Annotated in this window: 2 protein-coding genes; both read left to right on the forward strand. The window is 68.9% G+C overall.

Annotated elements, in window-relative coordinates; all coding sequences use genetic code 11:
- Complete coding sequence (locus ACFVBH_RS02085) at positions 1–24,468, forward strand: non-ribosomal peptide synthase/polyketide synthase (protein ID WP_378998948.1); 24,468 nt, start codon at positions 1–3, stop codon at positions 24,466–24,468.
- Positions 24,465–25,244, forward strand: coding sequence for an FkbM family methyltransferase (locus tag ACFVBH_RS02090; RefSeq protein WP_378998950.1), 780 nt, complete (start codon positions 24,465–24,467; stop codon positions 25,242–25,244). Before ACFVBH_RS02085 ends, ACFVBH_RS02090 begins: the two co-directional genes overlap by 4 nt.
- Positions 25,245–25,621: the final 377 nt, after the last annotated feature.

The following is a 25,621-nucleotide window of genomic DNA, read 5'->3' on the forward strand; positions in this document are numbered from 1 at the left end:
ATGGACGAGAACCAGGACTGGGCCACTTCCGACTCGGAGTTGATTCCGCTTTCGAGAGCCCAGTACGGTATGTGGCTTGCCGGCCAGGCGTCGAATGGGTCGGCTGTCAACATTGCGCACTACATAGAGATCGACGGGACGATCGATAACGCGATATTCACGCGAGCGGTCAACGACGCCGGGCACGAGACCGAGTCGATGCTGGTGCGAATCGTACTTTCCGATGGAGAGCCCTTCCAATTCGTCGATCGCAGTATCGCCTATGCGGAAGAGATACTCGATTTCAGCGGCGAGGCCGATCCCGTCGCCACGGCAATGGAATGGATGCGACGCGATTGCAGCGCGCCGACGCACGATTTGAGCCGCGATCGCCTGGCGGCGACCCGGCTGATCAAGGTCGCCGCCGAAAAATACTTCTGGTATGCGCGCGCGCATCATCTGGTCATCGACGGATACGGCGCGTTCAATCTGCTCACTCGCGTCGCGGAACACTACAACGCCCTGTTCGAGAACCGTGCGCCGTCACCCCTGTCGGCGGCGACGCTGGCCGAGATAGTCGAGCACGAGCGCACCTATCGGTCCGGTTCCCGGTTCGAAACCGATCATCGATACTGGCTGAACAAGTCCGCTGAACTGCCCGCCCCGATCGGATTGGCCGGTCGCAGCGGCCGCCCGAGTCTGGACGACGCGGTCGCCGCCCGCGAGGTTTCCCCGGAGATCGCCGACGCCCTCGATCGATGCGCCACCCGGCACAGCGCGTCATCTCCGCAGGTGGTGATCGCCGCCTTCGCCGCGTTCCTGTCTCGAATGACCGGCGCGAACGAGGTCGTGCTCTCGATGCCGGTGAGCGCCCGCGTGACCAAACGCCTGCGCAACGCCGCGGCGATGCTGGCCAACATGGTGCCGATCCACTTCACCGTCGGCGCCGGCACCACCGTCGAGACACTGGTGCAGAGCTCGATGTCCGAACTCGCCCTCGCTCTGCGTCATCAGCTGTACCGCTTCGAAGACATGCGCAGAGAGTTCCCGGCCTTCGACACGGCGGCCAACGCCTTCGGGCCGATCGTGAACATCGTGTTCTTCGATTCCGAAATCCGGCTCGGCCGAGCCGTGGGGCGCTATCACGCCCTGACCTCCGGCGCACTCGACGACCTGCAGCTGAACCTCTACCGCCAGGGAACCGACCCGCTGATGGTCGAACTCCACGGCAACACCGGTCTGTACGACGACTCCGAGCTGACCTCGTATCTGGGCCGATTCCTCGACTTCCTGTCGTGCCTGCTGGAGAGCCCCCCGGACACCCCGGTCTCCGCCATCCCGGTCATCAGCGCGGCAGAAGAGCAGCGGATCCTCGTCGAGCTGGCCGGCCGTCCCGGCCTGCACACGCCGGCGACGTTGGTCGATCTCGTCGGGCACACGTCCGACGGCGCACCGACCGAGACATCGCGGGTCGCCGTCAGTACGGAATCGGGCACGATCACCTACGGTGAGCTGGATATCCGCTCGAATCGGTTCGCACGGCGACTGATCGAGCTGGGCGCCGGCCCGGAATCACTCGTCGCCATCGCGATGCCGCGCACCATCGACCTGATCGTCGCGGTCCTGGGTGTCCTGAAGTCGGGCGCGGGCTACCTCCCCCTGGACCTGACCCACCCCGCCGATCGGCTCGCGTACATCCTGTCGGACGCCGACCCGCTCATGGTCGTGACCGATGACGGCGTGCTCGACGCGGTGTCGACGGACCCCGGGCGAATCGTCTACTTCGATGACCCCGACCGGCACGACTTCGACGGCCGGCCGGTGTCCGACGCCGAGCGCCGGACCCCGCTGCGCCCGGATCACCTCGCCTATGTCATCTACACGTCCGGCTCGACCGGTAAGCCCAAGGGCGTCACGATCACCCACCGGGCGGCGGTCAGCCACGTGACGAACGCGTGCGCCGAGATCGGGATCCGCGCCGGCGACGTGTGGAGCTTCTTCCACTCGTTCGCGTTCGACTACTCCATCTGGGAGATATTCGGCCCCCTGACCACCGGCGGGCGAATCGTCATCATCGACGGTCTCACCGCCCGATCACCGGACGACGTGGTGCGGCTGCTGGCCCGCGAGCAGGTGACGGTTTTCAGTCAGACTCCCTCGGCGTTCTTCCAGTTCGCCGCGGCCCGCCAACGGTATTCCGCTGCCGGTGAGACCGAAGGACCGCCGGCGCTGCGCCTGGTCGTACTCTCCGGCGAGGCCCTCGACCCGGCCGGCCTGGCGAAATGGTACGAGCACAATCCCGGACTTCCCCTGCTGGCCAACAGCTATGGAATCACCGAGACCACGGTCTTCGTCACCTACACCGAGCTCACGGCGGACTCCGCTGTTCCCGGGGCGCAAAGCCCGATCGGGTCCGCGCTGCCGGGGCTGCGGACCTACGTGCTGGATCCGATGCTGCGGCCGTGCCCGCCCGGCGCCTGGGGCGAAATGTATGTCGCGGGCGAGCAGTTGGCCCGCGGCTATCTCGGCCGGACCGCCCTGAGCGCGGCCCGGTTCGTCGCCGATCCGTTCGCGAAACCCGGCGAACGGATGTACCGCAGCGGCGATATCGCACGCTGGAACACCCGCGAGGAACTGGAATACCGCGGCCGAGCCGACCAGCAGGTGCAGTTGCGCGGATTCCGGATCGAGCTGGACGAGATCCGGGCGGCACTGCTGTCCCATCCGGCAGTGTCGGTGGCCGTCGTGACCGTCGATCGCCCCGATACCGAGTCCGCGCGGCTGGTCGCCTACATCGTCGCCGCGCCCGCCGCGGTGTGGACCATCGACGAATTGCGCGCGCATCTGGCAAATACGCTGCCCGACTACATGATTCCCACGTGCGTCCTCGAGATCGAGTCGGTGCCCCTGACGGCCAACGGCAAGGTCGATTTCCGAGCGCTGCCCGAACCCGTGGTCGAATCGGACATACCGTTCGTCGCCCCCGCGACGCCTGTCGAACAGGCTGTGGCGGAGGTGTTCTCGGAAGTTCTCGGCGCCGCCCAAGTCGGCGCGCTGGACAGCTTCTTCGCGCTCGGCGGCAACTCCCTGTCCGCGAACACCGCGGCGGTGCGCATGGCCAAGGTTCTCGGTTGCGAGGTGTCGGTACGAGACCTCTTCCAGCAGCCGACGGTGGCGGGACTGTCGCAGCGCCTCGAAGCCCTCACCGCCGATAGCGCCTCCCCCGCGCCGGCGCTGGTCGCCACGGACAGACCCGATCCGATACCACTCGCCCCGGCGCAGGTCCGGATCTGGCTGATGGATCAGGCCGATCACGCGGCGGCGCTCTACAACATCCCCCTGGTCCTGCGGCTGTCCGGGAACCTGGACGTTGCCGCCCTGCGCGCGGCGCTGCGGGACGTCATCGAGCGCCACGAATCACTGCGGACCCGCTATCCGGCGATCGAGGGCGCCGGCACCCAGGTCGTTCAGGACGCCGACGAGGTCGTCGCGACGTTCGACGTGACCCCGCAACCGGTCCGCGCCGCCGACGTCGGCGATCGGGTACGCGCCCTCGCCGCTGTCGGCGCCGACCTGAGCGCGCACGCCCCGGTCCACGCCACCGTGCTGGCCGTGACCGACAACCCGGGCGAGCACGTGCTCGTGCTGGTGCTGCATCACATCTGCTGCGACGGAGTCTCGCTGGGGCCGCTGGCCGCCGACACCGCAATCGCCTACGAGGCGCGGTCGCGCGGGCGAGCGCCGGGTTGGAACCCGCTGGCGATCCAGTACGCCGACTACAGCCTGTGGCAGCGCCGTGTGCTCGGCGATCCGGACGATCCCGAATCACTGGCCGCGAACCAATTGCGGTACTGGGTAACACAACTCGCGGATATGGCGCCGCTGCTGGAATTGCCCGCCGATCGTCCGCGCCCGCCACAGCCGACCTTCGCCGGCGGCGTGGTCGACTCGGCCATCCCGGCCGATCTCTTCGCGGGAATCGAGCAGCTGGCGCAGCGAACCGGAGCCACGCCCTTCATGGTCATCCACGCCGCGGTGGCGATACTGCTCGCGCGCCTGGCGGGGACCTCGGACGTCACCGTGGGCACCCCGGTCGCCGGACGCGGTGAACCGGCGCTCGAGCCCCTGATCGGCATGTTCGTCAACACGGTGCCACTGCGGACCCGCGTTGTGCCCGAGGAATCGTTCACCGGCCTGCTCGGGCGGGTCGTCGACGTCGACGTCGACGGTTTCGCACACAGCGCGCTGCCCTTCGATCGCATTGTGCAAGAACTGCATCCGGCTCGCTCGATGGCGTACGCGCCGCTGTGTCAGGTGTTCCTGGCGCTCGAGAATTCGGGGCGTCCGAGCGTGCAGCTGCCCGAACTCACGGTCGAGATGATCGAGCCCGCCGACGAGCCCGCCAAGGTCGACCTCATCGTCACGGTGTGCGAGAACAGCACTCCCGAGCGCGATGTTCGGTTGCGCCTGAACTACGCCACCGATCTCTTCGACGCCGAGACCATCGAGGCCCTGGCGGGCCGCCTGGTCCGCGTTCTCTCGACGATCGTCGCGGATCCGCGGGTCCGGGTCGGCGATATCGAGCTGTTGGACGCCCGCGAGAGCGGACAGCTGGTTCCGGCCTCGGGCGGTCCGGCCGAGCAGCCGTACCCCCTGGCCGAACTCTGGTCGGTCGGTGACCCGACGGCCCCCGCCATTGTCGGCGGCGCCCGCACGGTGTCCTACGGGGAGCTCGACGCGTGGTCGAACCAGCTTGCGCGAGTACTGATCTCGCACGGCGTCGGGCCGGACCGCCCACTCGCGATCCTGCTCGGCCGCTCGATCGACTTCGTCGTCTCGGTGTGGGCCGCGACGAAGGCCGGCGCGGCCTTCGTCGCCATCGATCCCCGCAACCCCGCCGAGCGTGTCGCCCACATCGTGGCCGATTCCGGTGCCCGGATCGTGATTACCACGACCGAACACGAGACATCGTTCGCGCAGCCGAACCCGAGCCTGGTCATCGACGACCCCTACACCGTGGCCCGGGTCGCGGCGGCCTCGGCACTGGCGGTGACCGATACCGACCGCGTACGCCGCTGCCATGTCGCCGATATCGCCTACATCCTCTACACCTCCGGATCGACGGGGACCCCCAAAGGGGTCGCGGTGTCGCACCGGGGGCTCGCGAACTTCGCCGCAGAGCAGCGAGACCGCTACCGGATCGACCGCGATTCCCGGGTTCTGCAGTTGGCCGCCCCGGGATTCGACGCCGTGGTGCTCGAGTTGCTGATGGCCCACACCAGCGGCGCCGCCCTGGTGGTGTCACCGCCGGAGATATTCGCCGGAGACGAACTCGCACAGCTGATCCGCGCCCAGCGGGTGTCGCACGCGTTCGTGACCCCGAGCGTGCTGGCGACGATGTCACCCGGCGGATTGGACTCGCTGCGGGTCCTGGTCGCCGGCGGTGAGGCCGTGACCGCCGAGACGACCGAGCTGTGGGCCCCCGGCCGGCGGCTGCACAACGGATACGGACCCACCGAGACGACGATCATGGTCGCGATCAGCGATCCCCTGCGCGCCGGTGAACCGACCACGATGGGTGGCCCGATCCGCGGTGTCGACGCGGTCGTGCTCGACGATCGGCTGCGACCGGTACCGACCGGGGTCGGCGGCGAATTGCACATCGCCGGTGCACATCTCGCGCAGGGCTACCTCGGCCGCCCCGGGGCCACAGCGGGCACGTTCGTCGCCAACCCGTTCGGTCCGCCGGGAAGCCGCATGTACCGGACGGGCGATCTGGTGCGCTGGAACAGCGACGCCACCCTCGCCTACCTCGGGCGGAGCGACTTCCAGGTCAAGATTCGCGGTCAGCGCATCGAACTGGGCGAGATAGACAGCGTGCTCGCCGCACACGAAACGGTCACCGCGGCAATCACGGTCGGTGTCGACTCCCCCGACGGGACACGACTGGCCGCCTATGTCGTGCCCGCTGCCGCGGGCATCGACACCACCGCGCTGCTCGAGCACTTGGCCCGGCAGCTGCCGGCACACATGATCCCGGACGTCGTGATCCCGCTCGCGGCGATACCGCTGTCACCGGTCGGCAAGATCGACCGGGCGGCGCTGCCGGAGCCGGTCTTCACCCGCTCCACCGATTACGTGGCGCCGCGAACCCCACTCGAGCGGGTCGTCGCCGATGTCTTCGCGCAGGTACTGGAACTGGGCCGGGTCGGAGCCGAGGACAATTTCTTCGAGCTGGGCGGCAACTCGCTCTCGGCTACCCGGGCAACCGCGCGCCTGGGCACGGCCCTCGGCGTCGTCGTGCCCATGCGAACGCTGTTCGAGCACGCCTCCGTCGCGAGGTTGGCCGAGCACATCGACGGCTACGAGCAGACGCGACGCCTGCCGCTCGTTCCGCAACACCGTCCGGACCGGATTCCGCTCTCACCCGCGCAGACCCGGATGTGGTTCCTCAACCAGTTCGACACGGCCTCCGCGCTGTACAACATCCCCGTGGTGGTGCGCCTGACCGGTGAGCTCGACGCGCACGCCATGCGCTCGGCATTCGCCGATGTCCTCGAGCGGCACGAAACGCTGCGGACCATCTACCCCGACAGCCCCGACGGACCGCACCAGGTGATCGTCACGGTCGAAGACGCCCTGCCCCACCACGATCCGATCCGGGTACCGGCGAGCGAACAGGACACCCGCATCCGGTCGGTGGTGACCGCCGGCTTCGACGTCACCCGCGAGGTTCCCGTCCGGCTCGCGATCCTGCGGAGCGCACCCAACGAGCACGTGGTCGTCGTGGTGTTCCATCACATCTGTTTCGACGGGTCGTCGCTGGCGCCACTGGCCGCCGACCTCATGACCGCCTACCGCGCCCGCGCGCACGGTCGCGCGCCGGAATGGTCTCCGCTGCCCGTGCAGTACGCGGACTACACGCTGTGGCAACGGAATCTGCTCGGCGCCGACGACGATCCCGACAGTCCGGCGGCCGCGCAGATCACGTACTGGCAGCAGACCCTCGCCGGACTGCCCGACCTGCTGGACCTGCCGGCCGACCGCCCCCGTCCACCGAATCAGTCCTTCCGCGGGGCAACGATCACCGCGAGTGTGCCGGCCGAACTCCACCGAGACGTGCTGGCGCTCGCCCACCGGCACGACGCGACGGTGTTCATGGTGCTGCACGCCGCGTTCGCGACGCTGCTGGCGCGCCTGTCCGGCAGCGGAGACATCGCAATCGGTACCCCGATCGCCGGTCGCGGCGAACCGGGGCTGGACGGCCTGGTCGGCATGTTCGTCAACACACTCGTCCTGCGGACCGGTGTGCACGGCGACTCCTCGTTCCTCGAGGTGCTGGATCACGTACGCACCGCTGATCTGGAGGCTTTCGACAACGCCGACATCCCGTTCGAGCGTCTGGTCGAGGTACTCAATCCCCCGCGCAGCACCGCGCACGCACCACTGACCCAGGTCGGGTTCTCCTTCCAGAACATCGACGTGCCCGTGCTGCGGTTCGACGGTCTCACCGTCGCCGCGGAGCTGGTCGACCCGCACGTCGCCAAGTACGACCTGCACCTGAATGTGGTGGACGCACCGGTCCCCGACGGTGAGCCGGGTCCGCTGGGCATCGAATTCGGCTATGCCGTAGATCTTTTCGATGAAGCGACCGCTCGCACGCTCGTCGCGCGATTCGTGCGATTGCTGCGTGCCGTCGTCGGGGACCCGCGGTCCGTGGTCGGTGACGTGGACCTGCTGGATTCCGCGGAGTTCCGTTCGCTCACCGGCAATCCGAGCCCGGCGCGGCAGCCGACGGCGACGACACTCGCGCAGCTCTTCGCGGCGCAGGTGGCCGCGACTCCGGGGAACACCGCCGTCCACGACCAGGACAGCGGACAACAGCTCAGTTACGCGGAGTTCGGCGCCCGAGTCGACACCCTGGCCCGGGTGCTCATCGGCCGCGGGCTGGGCCCGGGTGACATCGTGGCCGTGGCCATGCACCGCTCGCTGGATCTGCTGGTCACCCTGTACGCGATCCATGCGGCGGGCGCCGCGTACCTGCCCTTGGATCCCGACAGTCCACACGAGCGGATCCGCACCGTGCTCGATACCGCCCGGCCCCGCGCCGTGGTGACCCGCCCCTGCGACAGCGCCGCACTGGGCACCTGGGGCCCGGTATGGCTGCTGGAGGAGCTGGGCGGGACGCCGGACGAGTCCGAGGTGACCGATGCCGAGCGCACCCGGTCGCCGCACCCGGCCGATCTGGCCTACGTCATCTACACCTCCGGCTCGACCGGAACACCGAAGGGCGTCGCCCTCCCGCACGCCGCGGTGGTCAACCAGCTCGACTGGATACGCACGCACTACGCTCTCGCCGACGACGATGTACTGCTGTGGCGAACACCGTTCACCTTCGATCTGTCGGTGTGGGAACTGTTCTCCGCCTTGACCTGTGGCGCGTCGGTGGTTATCGCGGACGACTCCCATCGGGCAGATCCGCGACTGCTCGAGCAGCTGATGGCCGACTTCGGGGTCACCACGGTGGATTTCGTGCCTTCGCTGCTGTCGGCGTTCCTCGACGGCGCCGATACGCTCGCACTTCCCCGGCTGCGGCAGGTGCTGTGCATCGGCGAAGCCTTGCCCGCCGCCGCCGTGCGCCGGTTCCGCGACCTCAGCGACGCGCGCATCGACAATCTGTACGGTCCCACCGAGGCCGCGGTCAGCGTCACGGCATACCGCATCGACGACGCCGACGACGTATCGCCGGTGCCGATCGGCACACCGCAAACGAATGTGACCGTGCGCGTGCTGGATTCGCGTTTGCACCCCGTACCGCAAGGCGTGGCCGGCGAACTGTATCTGGGCGGTGTGCAGCTCGCGCGGGGCTATCACAACGGTCCCGGTACGACCGCGACCGCGTTCGTCGCCGACCCCTTCGCCGGGGTCCCCGGATCTCGTCTCTACCGCACCGGCGATCTGGTCCGCTGGAACAGCGATGGCGTCCTGCAATTCGTCGGCCGCGCCGACACCCAGGTCAAGATCCGGGGCCTGCGTATCGAGCTCGGCGATATCGAAGCGGCCCTGACCTCGCACGCGGACATCCAGGCCGCCGTCGTGCAGGTGTGTTCCGAGCAGGACGACCCGCGTCTGGTCGGATACATCGTCGCCACCTCGGTGCTCGACGACCGCCGCGTCCGGAAACACCTGTTGCACCAGCTGCCCGCGTATATGGTGCCGACGGCGGTGATCCAGGTGGACGCCATTCCGCTCACCCCGAACGGCAAGGTCGACTACAAGGCCCTGCTCGCGCTCGGCGATGGCGGCGACACGCACGACTATCGTGAGCCACGAGGGCTTTTCGAAGAATCCGTCGCCGCGGTGTTCGCCGATCTGCTCGCGCGGTCCGAAGTGGGGGCCGACGACAACTTCTTCGATCTGGGCGGAAACTCACTGGTCGCCTCCCAGGCCCTGAGTCGGATCGGCGGCGCCGTCGGCGTGTCGATCCCGCTGCGGGTGCTGTTCGAGGCGCCGACGATCGCCGAGCTGGCCGAACGGATCGCACTGCTGCGGGAGGTGCCTGCCCTCCCGGCGCTGACCAAACTCCCACGGCCCGAGCGCATTCCGCTGTCGCCCGCGCAGCTGCGGATGTGGTTCCTCAATCAGCTGGATCCCGATGCGGCCGGGTACGTCATTCCGCTGGTGATCGCACTGCGCGGCGAACTCGATCTCGACGCGCTGGTCGCCGCCTTCGCCGATGTGATCGAACGCCACGAGAGCCTGCGCACGATGTATCCGGCCAGCGACGGACAACCCGAACAGCTGGTGATCGATGCGCGTGCGGCGTTCGCCGCACACGATCTCACCCCCCGCCGGATCCGGCGGGAGCACCTGCCCGCCGAACTGGAGATGTTCTACCGCAACGGATTCGACGTCGCCGAGTCGGTACCGGTACGCGTGGCGCTGTACCAACTCCCGGACACCGGCTGGGTGGTCGCGCTGGCCGTCCACCACATCGGTTGCGACGGATTCTCGGTGGCGCCGCTCGTCACCGATCTGGTCTCGTCCTATCGGTCCCGCGCGGCGGGCACGCCCCCGGATTGGACGCCGCTGCCGGTCCAGTACGCCGACTACACCCTCTGGCAGCGAGAGCTGCTCGGCGACGTCGGGGACACCGACTCCCGCGCGGGCCGGGATCTGGCCTACTGGCGCGAACGCCTCGACGGCGTCCCGGAGTTGATCGCGCTGCCCACCGATCGCCCGCGCCCGCGGGCACAAACCTTCCGGGCAGCGGTGCTCGGGCAGCGGTTGGGCGGCGAGCTGCACGGGCGGATCGAGTCCCTGGCGCGTCGCTCGGGCACCACCTCGTTCATGGTCGTGCACGCGGCGCTGGCCGTGCTGCTGTCGAAAATGTCCGGGAGCGAGGACATCACAGTCGGCGTGCCGCATGCCGGTCGCGGCGACAAAGCACTCGACCGACTCGTCGGGATGTTCGTCAATACGCTGGTGCTACGGACCCGGCCGGTGCCCGAGCAGAGCTTCGCGACCCTGCTCGAACACGTCAAACAGGCCACCCTCGACGCGTTCGACCACGCATCGGTTCCCTTCGAGGCGCTCGTGGAAGCGCTCAATCCCACGCGGACAACAGCGCATTCGCCCCTGTTCCAGGTGATGCTGGCCTACCAGAACATGACCCGCGCACGAGCCGAACTCGAGGACCTGACCGTCGAGGAGTTGGATCCCGGTGCGGGCGCGGCCATCTACGACCTGCTGTTCATGGTCAGTGAGGACCACGGCCCGCACCGCACACCGGCCGGAATGACGGTCCGCCTGACCTATGCCACCGACCTGTTCGACGAGACCACGGCCCACCGCCTGATCGACGGCCTGACCCGCGTTCTCACCGCCGTCACAACCGACGACACGCGGATGGTCGGCGAGATCACGGTGCTCGACGAGAGCGAACTGCAGCGGGTGTTGCGCGACTGGAACGACACCGGCGCCTCCGCGGCACCGGGCCGCACGCTCGTCGACATGTTCGACGAGCAGGTCGCCCGGACACCGGACCTGCCGGCGGTGCAGACACCCGGCGGTCCGGCGACGAGCTACCGCGACTTCGACGCCGAGACCAACCGGCTGGCCCGATGGCTCATCGCCCGCGGCGCAGGACCGGAAACGGTTGTCGCCGTTGCCATGCGGCGCTCGACGACATCGGTGACCACGGTGTACGCGGTGCTCAAGTCGGGGGCGGCGTTCGTACCGATCGACCCCGGCCACCCGCGAGCCCGCATCGCCCAGATCCTGGACGCGACCGATCCGGCGCTGGTCCTGACAACCGCCGACGACGCGCACGCGCTGCCCGAGGGCGTGGACCGGATCGCCGTCGACCGAATCGATCTCGGCGGCCTCGACGACGCACCGGTTTCCGATGCCGACCGGCGCGCACCGCTGCGAGCGGACAACCTCGCGTACGTCCTGTTCACCTCCGGATCCACCGGTGTGCCCAAGGGGGTGTCGCTGACACACGCGGCAACCGCGAGCCAGCTCGCCTGGGCGCAGCACCAATGGCCCCACGACGCCTCCGATGTCGTGCTGCACAAGACTCCCCTCACCTTCGACATCTCCGTGTGGGAGCTGCTGTGGCCCCTGCAGACCGGTGCCCGGGTGCTCGTCGCGGCCGCTGACGGGCACCGCGACCCCGCCTACCTGGCCGGCACGATCGCCGACCACCGGGTCACCACCGTCCACTTCGTGCCCTCGATGCTCGATGTCTTCGCGGAATCGGGCGGACACCGCGCGCTACCGTCGGTGCGGCGAGTGTTCGTCGCCGGAGAAGCGCTGGCGCACAAGACCGTTGCAGTGGCCGGCCCCGTCTTCCCCGGCGCCGAACTGGTGAACTGGTACGGGCCCGCCGAGGCGGAGGTCGTCACGGCGCACCGCTGCTCGGCGACCTCGGCGCCGGGATCGGTTCCGATCGGCGCCCCGGTGTCGGGGATGACGACGGTCGTGCTCGACCGGTGGCTGCGGCCGGTACCGGTCGGCGTTGCGGGCGAGCTGTATGTTTCGGGCGTCCAATTGTCCCGCGGCTACCACGCGCGCACCGATCTCACCTGCGCCGCTTTCGTCGCTCACCCCTTCGGGGCGCCCGGCGAGCGCATGTACCGCACCGGAGACCTGGTCCGCTGGCGCTCGGACGGCGAGCTGGATTACCTGGGCCGCCGCGACTTCCAGGTGAAGGTGCGTGGTCAGCGCGTCGAGCTGGGTGAGATCGAGTCGGCGCTGCGGTCCATCCCCGAGGTCGCCGGCGCCGTCGTGACGGTGACGGACCGGCTGATCGCGGGATACGTGACGGTGACGCCCGGCGCGGCGGTCACCGGCGGCGACCTCCGCTCCCGGTTGCGCGCGCTGCTGCCCGCGTACCTGGTACCCGACGGTATCCAGGTGCTCGACAGCTGGCCCTTGACCGCGAACGGCAAGCTCGACCGCGCGGCGTTGCCCGCGCCGCAGATCGTCCCCGACACCGAGCCGACGGCTCCGCGAACACCGGCCGAGGCTGTCCTGGCGGAAATAGTCGCCGGGCTCGCCGGTCACGAGCAGGTCGGTGTCACGTCGAATTTCTTCGAGGTCGGCATCAACTCGCTGTCGGCGGCCCAGCTCGCCGCCCGGGGCGCAGCGGCGCTGGGCGTCGATATTCGCATCGGCGATGTCTTCGACGCTCCGACGGTCGCAGAACTCGCCGAACGGGTCGACTCCCGCACCGGCGGCCCCGCCGGCCCGGCCCTGACCACGTCCGCACGGCCGCCGCTCATCCCGCTCTCGGCGGCGCAGCGGCGCATGTGGGTGATCAACCAGGTCGATGTCACGTCGGCGGGCTACAACATCAGCTTCGCGGCCCGGTTGACCGGTGTTCTCGACATCGACGCGCTGCGGCTCGCGTTCGACGATGTCAGCACGCGCCACGAACCCCTGCGGACGGTCTATCCGAGCGTTGCCGACCGACCCTGTCAGGTCGTCCTGGATCCCGCCGCGGCGAACGCGGACCTGGTGCTGGAACCGATCCAGGTCACCGGTGAGCAAGACCTGGCCGACCGCATCGCGCAGGTGGTCGGCACCGGCTTCGATATCGCCGCCGAGGTCCCCGTGCGGGCACGGGTCTATCGAGTCACGCCCGACACCCATGTCCTGGTGTGCGTGGTCCACCATGTCGCCGCCGACGGAGCGTCCATGGCGCCCCTCGCCGGTGACATCTTCGCCGCCTACCAGGCGCGGGCGAACGGCAAAGCGCCGCAGTGGGATCCGATGCCGGTGCAGTACGCCGACTACGCCCTGTGGCAGCGGGAGCTGCTGGGGTCACCGGACGACTCGACCTCGCTGATCGCCCGGCAGTTGGCGCACTGGACCGGCACTCTCGAAGACGCACCGGAGCTGCTCGACTTGCCGATCGACCACCCGCGACCGGCCATGCTGTCGATGACCGGGGCCTCGGTGGGTTTCGAGGTGTCCGCCGACCTGCACGAGGCCATCGCCGGTCTGGCCCGCCGCGAGGGCGTCACGGTATTCCTCGTGCTGCACGCGGCGCTCGCGGTCATGCTGGCGCGCACCACACACTCCGACGACATCTCGATAGGCACCCCGGTCGCCGGGCGCGGCAGACCCGAACTGGACCCGCTGGTCGGGATGTTCGTGAACACGGTCGTCCTGCGTACCCGCCAGCGCGACGACCAGTCGTTCCGCGAATTTCTGGCCGACGTGCGTCAGGTCGACCTGACGGCGTGGTCCAACGCGGACGTGCCGTTCGATCGGGTGGTCGATGCCCTGGGCCGGTCGATCACCACCGCCTACACGCCGCTGTACCAGGTGATGCTCGTGTTGACGAACCACTCCACCACGGGGTTCGAGCTGCCCGGAGTCCAGGTCGATCTGATCGATACCGGTGTCCCGCAAGCCAAGACCGATCTCACGATGTTCTTCACCGAGCGCATGACGGACGGGCAACCCGCGGGACTCGACGGCGAAATCATCTACGCAACAGATGTTTTCACCGACTCCACGGCTACCGCGCTGGCCCGGCGGCTGCTTCTGGTCCTCGAATCGATCACCTCCGATCCGGACCGGTCCGTGGGTGCGATCGCGATTCTCGACGCCGAGGAGACCGATCGTCTGGTTCCGGCACGCGGCGGGGCCGCCGTCGAGGTCCCCGCCCGGCTCCCGGACCTGCTGACCGCGACGGCCGCGGCCAACCCGTCGGAGATCGCGTTGATCTTCGGCGACGACCGCCTGACCTACGCCGAACTCGATGCCCGATCCAATCGGCTCGCCCGGTACCTGATCGGCCGCGGCGCTGGGCCGGGGACAGCCGTGGCGCTGGCGGCGGAGCGTTCGATGGAGTTCCACATCGGGTTGTGGGCGATCACCAAGACCGGGGCGGCGTTCGTCCCGATGGATCCCCGCCACCCCCGGGAACGCCTCGACCGGATGGCTCGCGACTGCGGATTCGCGCTCGGGATCACTCGCGCGGATTCGCGCGCCCTGCTGCCGGATGGGATCGAGTGGGTGATTCTCGACGACCCGGCGGCCCTCGCGGCGATCGCAGCGTGTCCCGACCGGCCGGTGACCGACGACGACCGGCGACGACCGTTGCATCTGCTCGACGCGGCCTATGTGCTCTTCACCTCCGGATCGACGGGCACCCCCAAGGGTGTGGTCGTGTCCCACACCGGCATCGCGGACATGGCGGCCGACCAGCAGCGTCGCTACGGTGTCGATTCCTCGTCGCGGACCTTGCAGGTAGCCGCACCGGTGTTCGACGCGGCAGTCTTCGAAATGTTGATGGCACACGCCGCGGGTGCGGCCCTGGTAGTCGCGCCGCCGGAGGTTTTCTGCGGATCCGACTTGACCGAGTTCATTGCCGCCCATCATGTTTCACACGCGGCGCTGACTCCGAGCGTTCTCTCGACCATGTCACCGGTCGGGCTCGATGCGATGAGCACCCTGATCGTCGCCGGTGAGTCGGTATCCGCCGATCTGGTCGACAAGTGGTCGGTGGGACGCCGTCTCTACAACGCCTACGGCCCGACCGAAGCGACCGTCGTGGTCACCACCAGCAGTCCGATCGAACCGCACGGACCGATCACGATCGGCTCACCGGTCAGTGCAGCGGAGGTCGTGGTTCTCGACGCCAAGTTGCGTCCCGCGCCGGTGGGCGCCACGGGTGAACTGTATGTCTCGGGTCCGGGGCTGGCGCGCGGATATCTCAACCGACTCGGGGCTACAGCGGCAACGTTCATCGCCAATCCATTCGGACTGCCGGGCACTCGGCTGTATCGCACCGGCGACATCGTCCGCTGGACCGCACACGACACCCTGCAATTCATCGGACGGCGTGACTTCCAGGTCAAGATTCGCGGGCAACGTATCGAACTCGCCGAGATCGACGCCGCCTTGCACACCTATCCGGATGTGGCAGCCGCGACAACGATCAGCCGCCCGGGACCGGCAGGCAGGCCGGTGCTGGCGGCGTATGTCGTGGCGGTCGCGGACACCGTGCTCGATCCGGACGCGGTCGCGGCCCACGTGGCGGCTGTGCTGCCCGCGCATATGGTGCCCGCCACGATCGACGTGCTCGACCGGATGCCGATCACGTCGATCGGCAAGGTGGATCGCGCGGCGCTGCCCGAGCCGGTGGTCCGGTCGGACGACGAAGACGAGTTGCCGGCGATGACCGTGGACGAGCGTGCCATCGCCGCCGCGTTCGCCGATGTGCTCGGCACGTCGCCGGTCGGGCCGAGCGCATCGTTCTTCGCGCTCGGCGGCGATTCCATCCTGTCGATTCAGCTCACGTCCAGGCTGAAAGCCGCCGGTATCGGGGTGACGGCACGGGACATCTTCGAGCACAAGACCGTACGGGGATTGGCGCGCGTCGCCCGCAGTGGAGATCGCGTCGTCCTCGCGGAACTTCCCGGCGGCGGGATCGGCGCTCTGCCCTTCACCCCGGTGGTGGCCTGGTATGTCGACCGGTTGGGCGCGCCCGCGGGCTTCGCTCAGTCGATGCTGCTCCGGCTGCCCACCGGGGCACGAGCCGACGACGTCGTCGCGACGGTGCAGACGGTCATCGACCGGCACGACATGCTGCGGGTGACATTGACCGGTCACGAGTTGGCGGTGCGCCCCGTCGGCAGCGTCGACGCCGCCGAATCCGTCCTGACCCGGGAGTTCCCTCGCGAATCCGCGCCCGGCAGTGCGGGTTTCACCGATATCGTCGACGCCGCTCTGACCGGGGCCGTCTCCCGGCTCGATCCCGCCGCCGGGCGGATCGTGCAGGTCGTGTGCCTGGTGCCGGCGGACCCCGACGGCGCGGACGCGCGTGCGCTGGTCGTCATCCACCACCTTGCCGTGGACGCGGTGTCGTGGCGCATCCTCGTTCCCGAGTTCGCCGCGGCCTGGCACAACGTCACTCTCGGCCGGACGGCGATGCCGCCCGAGCAGGGCACATCGATGAGGCGATGGGCGCACGCGCTGGTGGATGTCGCCCCGCGGCACAGCGGCGAGCTCGAGCTGTGGCAGGCGATGAGCGGGGCCCCGGATCCGCGGCTGGGCAGTGCGTCCTTCGATCCGGTTGTCGACATCCAGGCCACGATGCGCCGACTCACCGCCACCGTCTCGCCGGAGGTGAGCGCGGTGATCGTGAACTCGGTACCCGCCGCCGTGCGCGGCAGCGTCGAGGACGCTCTGCTGGGAGCGCTGGCGGTGGCGATGACCCACTGGCGCGCCCGGCGCGGGATCACCCACGCCGGTGTGAAAGTGCTGCTCGAAGGGCATGGACGCGCCGAGCAGATCGTCGCCGGATCCGATGTGTCGCACACGGTGGGGTGGTTCACCAACACCTATCCGGTCGCGCTGGATCTGACCTCCGTGCCGCTCTCGGACCTGCCGGCCGTGGTGAAATCGGTCAAGAGCCAGTTGCGGTCGATCCCCGACAAAGGGATGGGATTCGGTTTGCTGCGTTACCTGAACCCCGCCACCGGCGCGGCGCTGGCCGCCCACGCCGAACCGCAGATCAGTTTCAACTATCTCGGCCGGCTCGGCGTCGATCTCACCGCCGCGAGCGACGTGGCGTGGGCGCCCACCGGCGAATCCTATGATCGGTGGTCCGTGCTCGACCCGGCGATGCCCGCCGCCGCCACCGTGACCTTCGATGTGGTCGTGATCGACACGCCCGCGGGCCCGTCCCTGTCGGCGAACATCGGCTACGCGTCACGCCTGCTCGACCAGGCCGATATCGCCGAACTGGTCGACGGCTGGGTTGCCGCGGTGACCGGGATCGCCGCCGCCGCAACGGATAACGACGACTGGGGTCTCACGCCGACCGACGTGTCCCCGGTCGACCTCGACCAGTCGGACCTCGACCGGTTCACCCTCCGATACGGCCCGCTGACCGACGTGTGGCCGCTGGCGCCGCTGCAGGCCGGACTGCTGTTCCACGCGGAGCTGGCCGCCGGCGATCTCGATGTGTACACCGCCCAATCGGTTCTCACCCTGTCCGGTTCGGTGGACGAGGACAGGATGCGGCGGGCGGCCGCGGCGCTGTTGCGGCGACATCCGAACTTGGGAGCGGCGTTCGCGCGCACGGGTTCCGGGGTTCCGGTACAGATCCTCGCCGATGCCGTGGAACCGGCGTGGCGGCGAATCGATCTCGCGGCCGATGAGACGCCCGAGCACGTGATCGCCGCGGACCGCCGGTGCGGGTTCACCGCCACCGAAGCACCGCTGCTGCGGCTGCTGTACGTCGTGGTCTCCCCGCAGGAGGTCCGCCTGGTGCTGACCGCGCACCACCTGCTGCTCGACGGGTGGTCGATGCCACTGCTGTGGCGGGAGTTGATCGGGTTGTACGCGGCGGACTCGCACATGGCCGCGCTGCCGGATGCTCCGTCCTTCGGCGATTACCTGCGGTGGTTGCACCACCGTGACTCCGCCGCCGATGTCGCGCGCTGGCAGGACATGCTCGCGACGATTCACGAACCCACCCTGATCGCGAGTTCCGCCGCCGGCGCGACCGTCGAGATCCCGAGCGACCTGACCGTCAGCATCGATCTCACGTCCACCATCGAACTGGTGACCGTCTCCCGCGCGCACGCGGTGACGATGGCGACGGTCGTGCAATACGCCTGGGCGGTGGTGCTGGGCAAGGTGCTCGGCGTCGACCGGGTGGTCTTCGGCACCACGGTCTCGGGCCGCCCGGCCGAGGTGCCGGGTGTGGAGTCGATGATCGGCCTGTTCATCAACACAGTGCCCGTCGTCGTCCAGTTGCGGAGCGGCGAATCGATCGGCGAGGGGTTGCACAGACTGCAAGCCGACAACACCCGCATGCTCGACCACCACTACCTCGATCTGCCGCGAATCCTGGCCGCCGCACCGATACCCAGGCTCTTCGACACCCTGGTCGTGTTCGAGTCGTACCCGGTGGACAGCAGCGGACTCGGCGAGACCGACATCGACGGAATGCGGGTGACCGCCGCGCAGGGCACCGACGCCGCGCACTATCCGATCACCATCCAGGCCCATCAAACCGACCGGCTGCACATCAGGGTTCGCTTCCAGCCCGCGCACGTCGACGCGGTGACCGCGACCACGGTGGCCACGCTCCTGGAAACCGTCCTGCGCACGATCGCCGCCGCGCCGGCGACGCCGCTGGCGGCGATCGATCTGCTGGCTCCCGCCGACCGCAAGGCCCTGGTGCCCGCGAGCGGCGGACCCGCGCTGCCACCGTCGACGCTCGCCGTCCTGCTGGGTGCCGGTATGCCGGCGAATCTCGATGCGCCGGCGCTGATCTGCGAGACAAGCACGCTGTCCTACGCCGAGCTCGATGAGCGCTCCACCCGCATCGCGCGGACGTTGATCGGCTGGGGCGTGGGACCGGGCGCGACGGTCGCGCTCACGATGGCGCGCTCGGTCGAGTCGGTGCTCGGCATGTGGGCGGTCGCCAAGACCGGCGCGGCGTTCCTGCCCATCGACCCGCGCAACCCCGCCGACCGGGTCGCGCGGATTCTGTCCGACTCCGGCACCGGCACGGTGATGACCGTGGAGGCATTCCGTCCGCTGGCGCCCGGGACCGCGCGGCTGCTCGTGCTCGACGATCCGGCCGACCGGGCAGCGATCGATCGGCAGTCGCCCGACCCGCTGCGGGACAGCGAACTGGTGCGCCCGGCGAACGTCCGGGACGCCGCCTACGTTCTCTACACCTCGGGATCGACCGGAATACCCAAGGGCGTCATCGTCACCCACGAGGGGCTGGCGAATTTCGCTGCCGCGCAACGCGACCGCTTCGGCGCCGACAGCAGGGCGCGTGTACTGCAGATAGCCGCACCCGGTTTCGACGCGGTCATCCTCGAACTGCTGCTGGCACACACGGTGGGCGGCGCCCTGGTGGTGCCGCCGGCCCAGGTGGTCGGTGGACCCGAACTCGCACAGTTCATTTCGGCGCAGCGGGCAACGCACGCATTCGTGACGCCCAGTGTCCTGGCCACCATGGCCCCGCAGGGCCTGGATTCGCTGGAGGTACTGGTCGTCGGCGGCGAAGCGGTCACCCAGGACACGGTCACGACGTGGGCCCCGGGCAGGCGGTTCTTCAACGGATACGGGCCGACCGAGACGACCGTGCTGGCGGTGACCAGCACCGCGCTGGACCCGCGCGAACCGGTGCAGCTCGGCACGCCGCTGCGTGGCGTCGATGCCGTCGTCCTGGACAGCCGGCTGCGTCCCGTGCCGGTCGGCGTGACCGGGGAGTTGTATCTGGCCGGCGTCCAGCTGGCACGCGGATACCTGAACCGGCAGGTGACGACGGCAACGGCATTCGTCCCCAACCCGTTCGGCCCGGCGGGGGCGCGGATGTACCGCACGGGCGACCTCGTCCGCTGGAGCCCGCAGCACACCCTGCAGTACCTCGGGCGCAGCGACTTCCAGATCAAGGTCCGCGGTCAGCGCATCGAACCCGGTGAGATCGAGACCGCGCTGGTCCGGCACCCGGGGGTCGAGCGGGCCGTGGTCCTGCTCCGGCCCGACGAGCGCGGGATCGACCGTCTCGTGGCCTACCTCGTCGCGGGCGAACACGTCGACCCCGATCAGGTGCGAGCGGCGGCCCGCCGTCAGCTTCCGTCGCACATGGTCCCCGACGTGTGCCTGGTGGTCGAGGCGTTCCCGATGACGCGCACCGGCAAACTCGATCGGCTGGCGCTGCCGCAACCGCAGCTGGTCGCGGACAACCCCTGGGTGGCCCCGCGCACCCCGACGGAGCGTGCCGTGGTCGAGGTGTTCGGCCGGGTGCTGGACCTGGCCACGGTCGGCGCGTGCGACGACTTCTTCGACCTGGGCGGTGACTCGCTCTCCGCTACTCGTGTCACCGCACAGCTCCAGGACAACCTGGGTCTGGAAGTCGGCATCCGTGATCTGTTCGAGGCCTCCACCGCCGCGGAACTGGCCGCGCGCCTCGAAGCCCGCGGCAGTCGCGCCGGCGTGCCACTGCGGCGGCACACCCGTCCCGAGCTCGTGCCGTTGTCACTGGCTCAGCAGCGGATGTGGTTCCTCAACCAACTCGACACCTCCATCGGCGCCTACAACATTCCCCTGGTCCTCCGGCTGACCGGAGAGCTGGATCTGGTTGCGCTGCAACGCGCGTGCACGCTCGTCGTGGGCAGGCACGACATCCTGCGGACGACATTCCCGGCGACCGACGGCGTGGCCCATCAGGTCACGATGCCGGTCGAGGCCATCGACGTACCGCTGCAGGTGGTTTCGATCGACGCCGAGCAGCTGCTCGAACGCGTCACCGCGACCGTGTCGGCCAGCTTCGACGTGACCCGGGAGCCGCCGGTGCGCATGGTCCTGCTGCGCCTGGGTGAGCGTGAACATGTCCTGGTCGCGGCCGTCCACCACATCTGCGCCGACGGGCAATCGATGATCCCGCTGGCACGGGATCTGGCGATCGCCTACGAGGCGAGCAGGCAGGGCGTACCGCCGCCGTGGCCTGCCCTGCCTGTCCAGTACGCGGACTACACGCTGTGGCAGCGTGAGCTGCTCGGTGACGCCGGCGATCCCGAATCGGTCATGGCACAGCAGTTGCGCTTCTGGGAGCAGACGTTGAGCGGGCTGCCCGACCTGCTCGACCTGCCCACCGATCGGCCCCGGCCGGCGGTGGCCAGTCTGCGCGGCGCCTCCGCCGAGTTCGCGATCTCCCCCGCCCTGCACGCCCGGATCTCCGCGATGGCGCGGGAGGCGCACGTCACGGTGTTCATGCTGATGCACGCGGCGTTGACCGTTGTGCTGGCGCGATTGGGGCACACCGACGATGTCGCCGTGGGCATCCCGGTCGCGGGACGTGGTTCACGAGAACTGGACGACCTCGTCGGCATGTTCGTCAACACCCTCGTGCTGCGGACCCGGATTTCACCGCAGCAGGCGTTCGCCGACCTGCTCGAGGCGACGCGAGCGACGGACCTGGCCGCCCTGGCACACGCCGATGTGCCCTTCGAACAGGTCGTGGAGACGCTCAATCCGGTACGGTCCACCGCCCATCTGCCGCTGTACCAGGTCACCCTCGATGTCCGGACCATGCAGACGTCGGCGCTGGATCTGGCCGGGCTGACCGTCGAACCGGCCGGCAGCGATTTCCTCCCGGCACAGGCCGATGTGGCCGTCACCCTCATCGAACATTTCTCCCAGAGATCTGTCCCCCAGGGAATGATGGGACAGCTGACCTACGCCGCCGACCTGTTCACCGCCGACACGATCGACCGCTTCGTAGGGTCCTACATTCGCGTCCTCGAGCAGGTCACCGCCGACCCGGCGCTGGTGGTCGGCGGCATCGACTTCGTCGATGCCGATCAGCGTCGCGAACTACTGCTGGCGGCGGGCAGCGACGGCCTCGAGCTCCCCGCGCTCACCCTGGGCGATCTGTTCTCCGTTCAGGTGCAGGCGCGCCCGGACGCGGTCGCGGTGTCCGACGGACGGTCGCGGCTGACCTACGCGGAGCTCGATCGGCGAGCGGACGCGGTCGCAGCGCGGCTGCTGGCGGCCGGCGCGGGACCGGACCGCCTGGTCGCGGTGGCGCTCCCCCGTTCGGTCGAACTCGTCGTCGGGCTGTTGGGCGTGATTCGAGCCGGGGCGGGCTATCTGCCCCTGGACGTGGCCTATCCGGCGGAACGGTTGCGCTTCATCCTCGCCGACGCCGAGCCGGTGGCGCTGCTGGCCTCCTCGGACACGGTGGCCGCCGTGCCGATGGCGGGGATCGCGGCCCCGACGGTGCTGATCGAGGAATGCGATGCACCCGATCGCGGTCCGCGCCCCGCGGCGCCGAGACCGGACAACATCGCCTATGTCATCTACACCTCGGGGTCGACCGGCCGGCCCAAGGGTGTCGTCGTCACCCATCGAGACGTGCTGGCCCTGTTCGCCGGTACCGCCGAACGCTTCGACGCCGGACCGGACGACATCTGGACGTTGTTCCACTCCTACGCTTTCGATTTCGCGGTGTGGGAGATGTGGGGCGCGCTGCTGACCGGCGGCAAGGTGATCGTCGTCGACTACGCCACGTCACGTTCGCCGGAGGCGTTCATCGACCTGGTCGCCGCGGAAAGAGTCACCGTGCTCAGCCAGACACCGTCGGCCTTCTACGGGTTCGCCGATGCCGAACGCCGGCAACGGGATTCGGGCGCCGGGAACGGACTGTCGTTGCGCTACGTGGTTTTCGGCGGCGAACCGCTCGATCCGGGTCGCCTGGCCGGCTGGTTCCAGGACCACGGTCCGGGAACCCCGCACATGGTGAACATGTACGGGATCACCGAGACGACGGTGCATGTGACGCTCGGCGAGATCACCGCTCCCGACGCGGCCGGCATCGGTCGCCCGCTCCCGGGGCTGCGGGTCCACATCCTCGACGACGATCTGCGCCTCGCACCCATCGGGGCTGTCGGGGAGATCTACATCGCCGGACCCCAACTCTCCCGCGGCTATCTCGCCGCGCCGGGGCTGACCTCGGGCCGCTTCGTGGCCGATCCCTTCGGCCGGCCCGGTTCCCTGCTGTATCGGTCCGGCGACCTGGGCCGGTGGCAGAAGTGCGGGGACACCATGGAATTGGTGCACGCGGGGCGCGCGGACGCGCAGATTCAGTTGCGGGGCTTCCGCATCGAACTGGCCGAGGTCGAGGCCGCGCTGCTGCGCCATCCCGCCGTCACCCAGGCCGCCGCGGCGGTGCACCGGCGCGATGACGACATCGACCAGCTGATCGGCTACGTCGTCTGCGGTCGCGGTACCCGCACCGACCCCCGCGACCTGCTCGACCACGCGGCCGAGTTCCTCACCGGGTACATGCTGCCGTCGACCATCATGGCGGTCGACGAGTTGCCGTTGACCGTCAACGGCAAGCTCGATCGGCGGGCGCTGCCCGCACCCGAATTCCACAGCGCGACAACCGAAACGGTGCTGCCCCGGACGCACACCGAGAAGCTGATCTGCGACGCCTTCGGGCGGGTCCTGGGGATCGATCAGGTCAGCGCGGTCGACGGGTTCTTCGACCTGGGCGGCAATTCGCTGCTCGCCACCAAAGTGCTGGCGCGGCTGCAGGCCCAGGGAATCGGCATCGAACTGCCGTGGATGTTCGACGACGCGACGCCGCGTGCGCTCGCCGCACGGCTCGACGGCGCGCAGGGCGGGTCCGGGCTCCAGGTGCTGCTGCCGTTGCGAGCCTCGGGTGACTACCCCGCCCTCTTCACCATCCACCCGGCCGGCGGACTGGCGTGGTTCTACGGCGGGCTGGCAGAGCATCTGGACGGCCACCGCCCGATTCTCGGGTTGCAGGATCCCCACGTCGTCGCCGCTGAACCGGAGGCGCATTCGATCGACCAGCTGGTCGACCGCTACGTGGCCGAGATCCAGCGGGCCCAGCCGTGCGGGCCCTACCATCTGCTCGGATGGTCGCTGGGCGGGTGCCTGGCGCACGCCATCGCGGTGCGTCTGCAACGCGAGGGCGCACAGGTGGGTGTTCTGGCCCTGATGGACTGTGCCGTCGGCCTTCCCGACGAATCCATGGACGCGACCGGCGGCATCGACCAGGGGCCGGGCGAGTCGATGGCGGACCTGCTGGGCGGCTGGCGCGAACTGTTCGATCTGGGCACGGAGGTCGGCGCCGAAACGCACGAACAGGCGTGGACGGTCATTCGTGAGCGGATCACGGCGACCGGTCTGTTCACCGACGACCAGATCGAGCGGGTGATGGAGAGCTTCGAGAACGCGGGCGCGATCGCGCAGAGCTATCGGCCCGGCGTCTTCGACGGCGACATGATCTTCTTCGCCGCGGGCAAGGATCGCGCCGACCACGACGCGCTGGCGCGAACCTGGCGGCCCTTCGTCTCGGGCGCCCTGCACAGCATGGTCATCGATGCCCGCCATCTCGAATTGACCCATCCGCAGTCCCTGGCCGTCATCGGCCCGATACTCGAAAGGCACATGACCGGACAATGACGAACCTCAAGGAATTCCGGCTCATGGACGGCAGGACGATTTCCTGCACGAGCGCCGCCGAAGCGCGCATGCTGTGGGTCGAGATGTCGGACGAAGGCTTCTACCGCGGTGCGGCGGCCACCCTGCGAGACGGTGACGTCGTGCTGGACATCGGCGCGAACATCGGGCTCAGCGCGATCATGTTCGCCGATACCTGCCCCGGCGTCCGCGTCATCGCCGCCGAACCCGCACCGGTGACGTTCGAATGCCTCGCTCGAAACCTCGGCACGCACGTACCCGGCTCGGTCCCCCTGCGGGTGGCCGCGGGCCGCGACAGGGGCCGTGCGCAATTCACCTGGTACCCACGCGCGTCCGCGAACTCCGGCCTGTACGCCGATCAGCGCACCGACGACAAGGCCACCGAGATATTCCTGCGGAACAGCGGCCTCGACGACGACGCGATAGGGGTGCTGACCAACGGCCTGCATGTGGGCGAGGAGATAGAGGTCGAGGTGACGACCGTGTCGGACATCATCGAGGGCCATTGCCCCGACGCCGAGATAGGTGTGCTGAAAGTCGACGTGGAGCGAGCCGAAATGGATGTCCTGGAAGGAATATCCGACACCCACTGGCCCCGCATCCACACGGTGGTGGCCGAGGTACACGATCTGGATGGTCGACTGAACGAGATCTGCGACCTGTTGGGCGCGAAAGGCTTTCGCGTACACGCCCGCCAGGATCGGGTCCTGTCGGGAACGGAGTTGAACGAGGTGTTCGCGACCAGGGATCGTTCCTGATCCGACATCGTGGACTAGAGTCGGCGGCGGCCGAGCCAGGATGGCGACCGCGCGGTCAGCGTGCTGGTGAAAGTTCTGGCGCCCTGGCGTATTGCTACCGTCCAGCGGTCACCATCGTCACGGGACATGAGCGTTGACACGCAAGCGGTCACTGTACTGACCAGCACGAAGATCACCACAGTCAGGATCCTCGTCACAGTGGTGTTGGAGACGTCGGCTACGTGAGCGGGTACCCGTCCCGCGAGTACTTCTGTTCGGGCGAGCCGAGTTTGAGTGGGTCGCCGAGTGTCTGACGCGCTTGGTACATCCGTTGGTGCTGCTGGCACAGCGGGACGCCGAGCACTGTGCTGGAGTGTTTGGGGTACGGGCAACCGTCG

It is taken from the genome of Nocardia sp. NPDC057668, assembly GCF_042799795.1.
In the GTDB taxonomy this organism is placed as follows: Bacteria; Actinomycetota; Actinomycetes; order Mycobacteriales; family Mycobacteriaceae; genus Nocardia.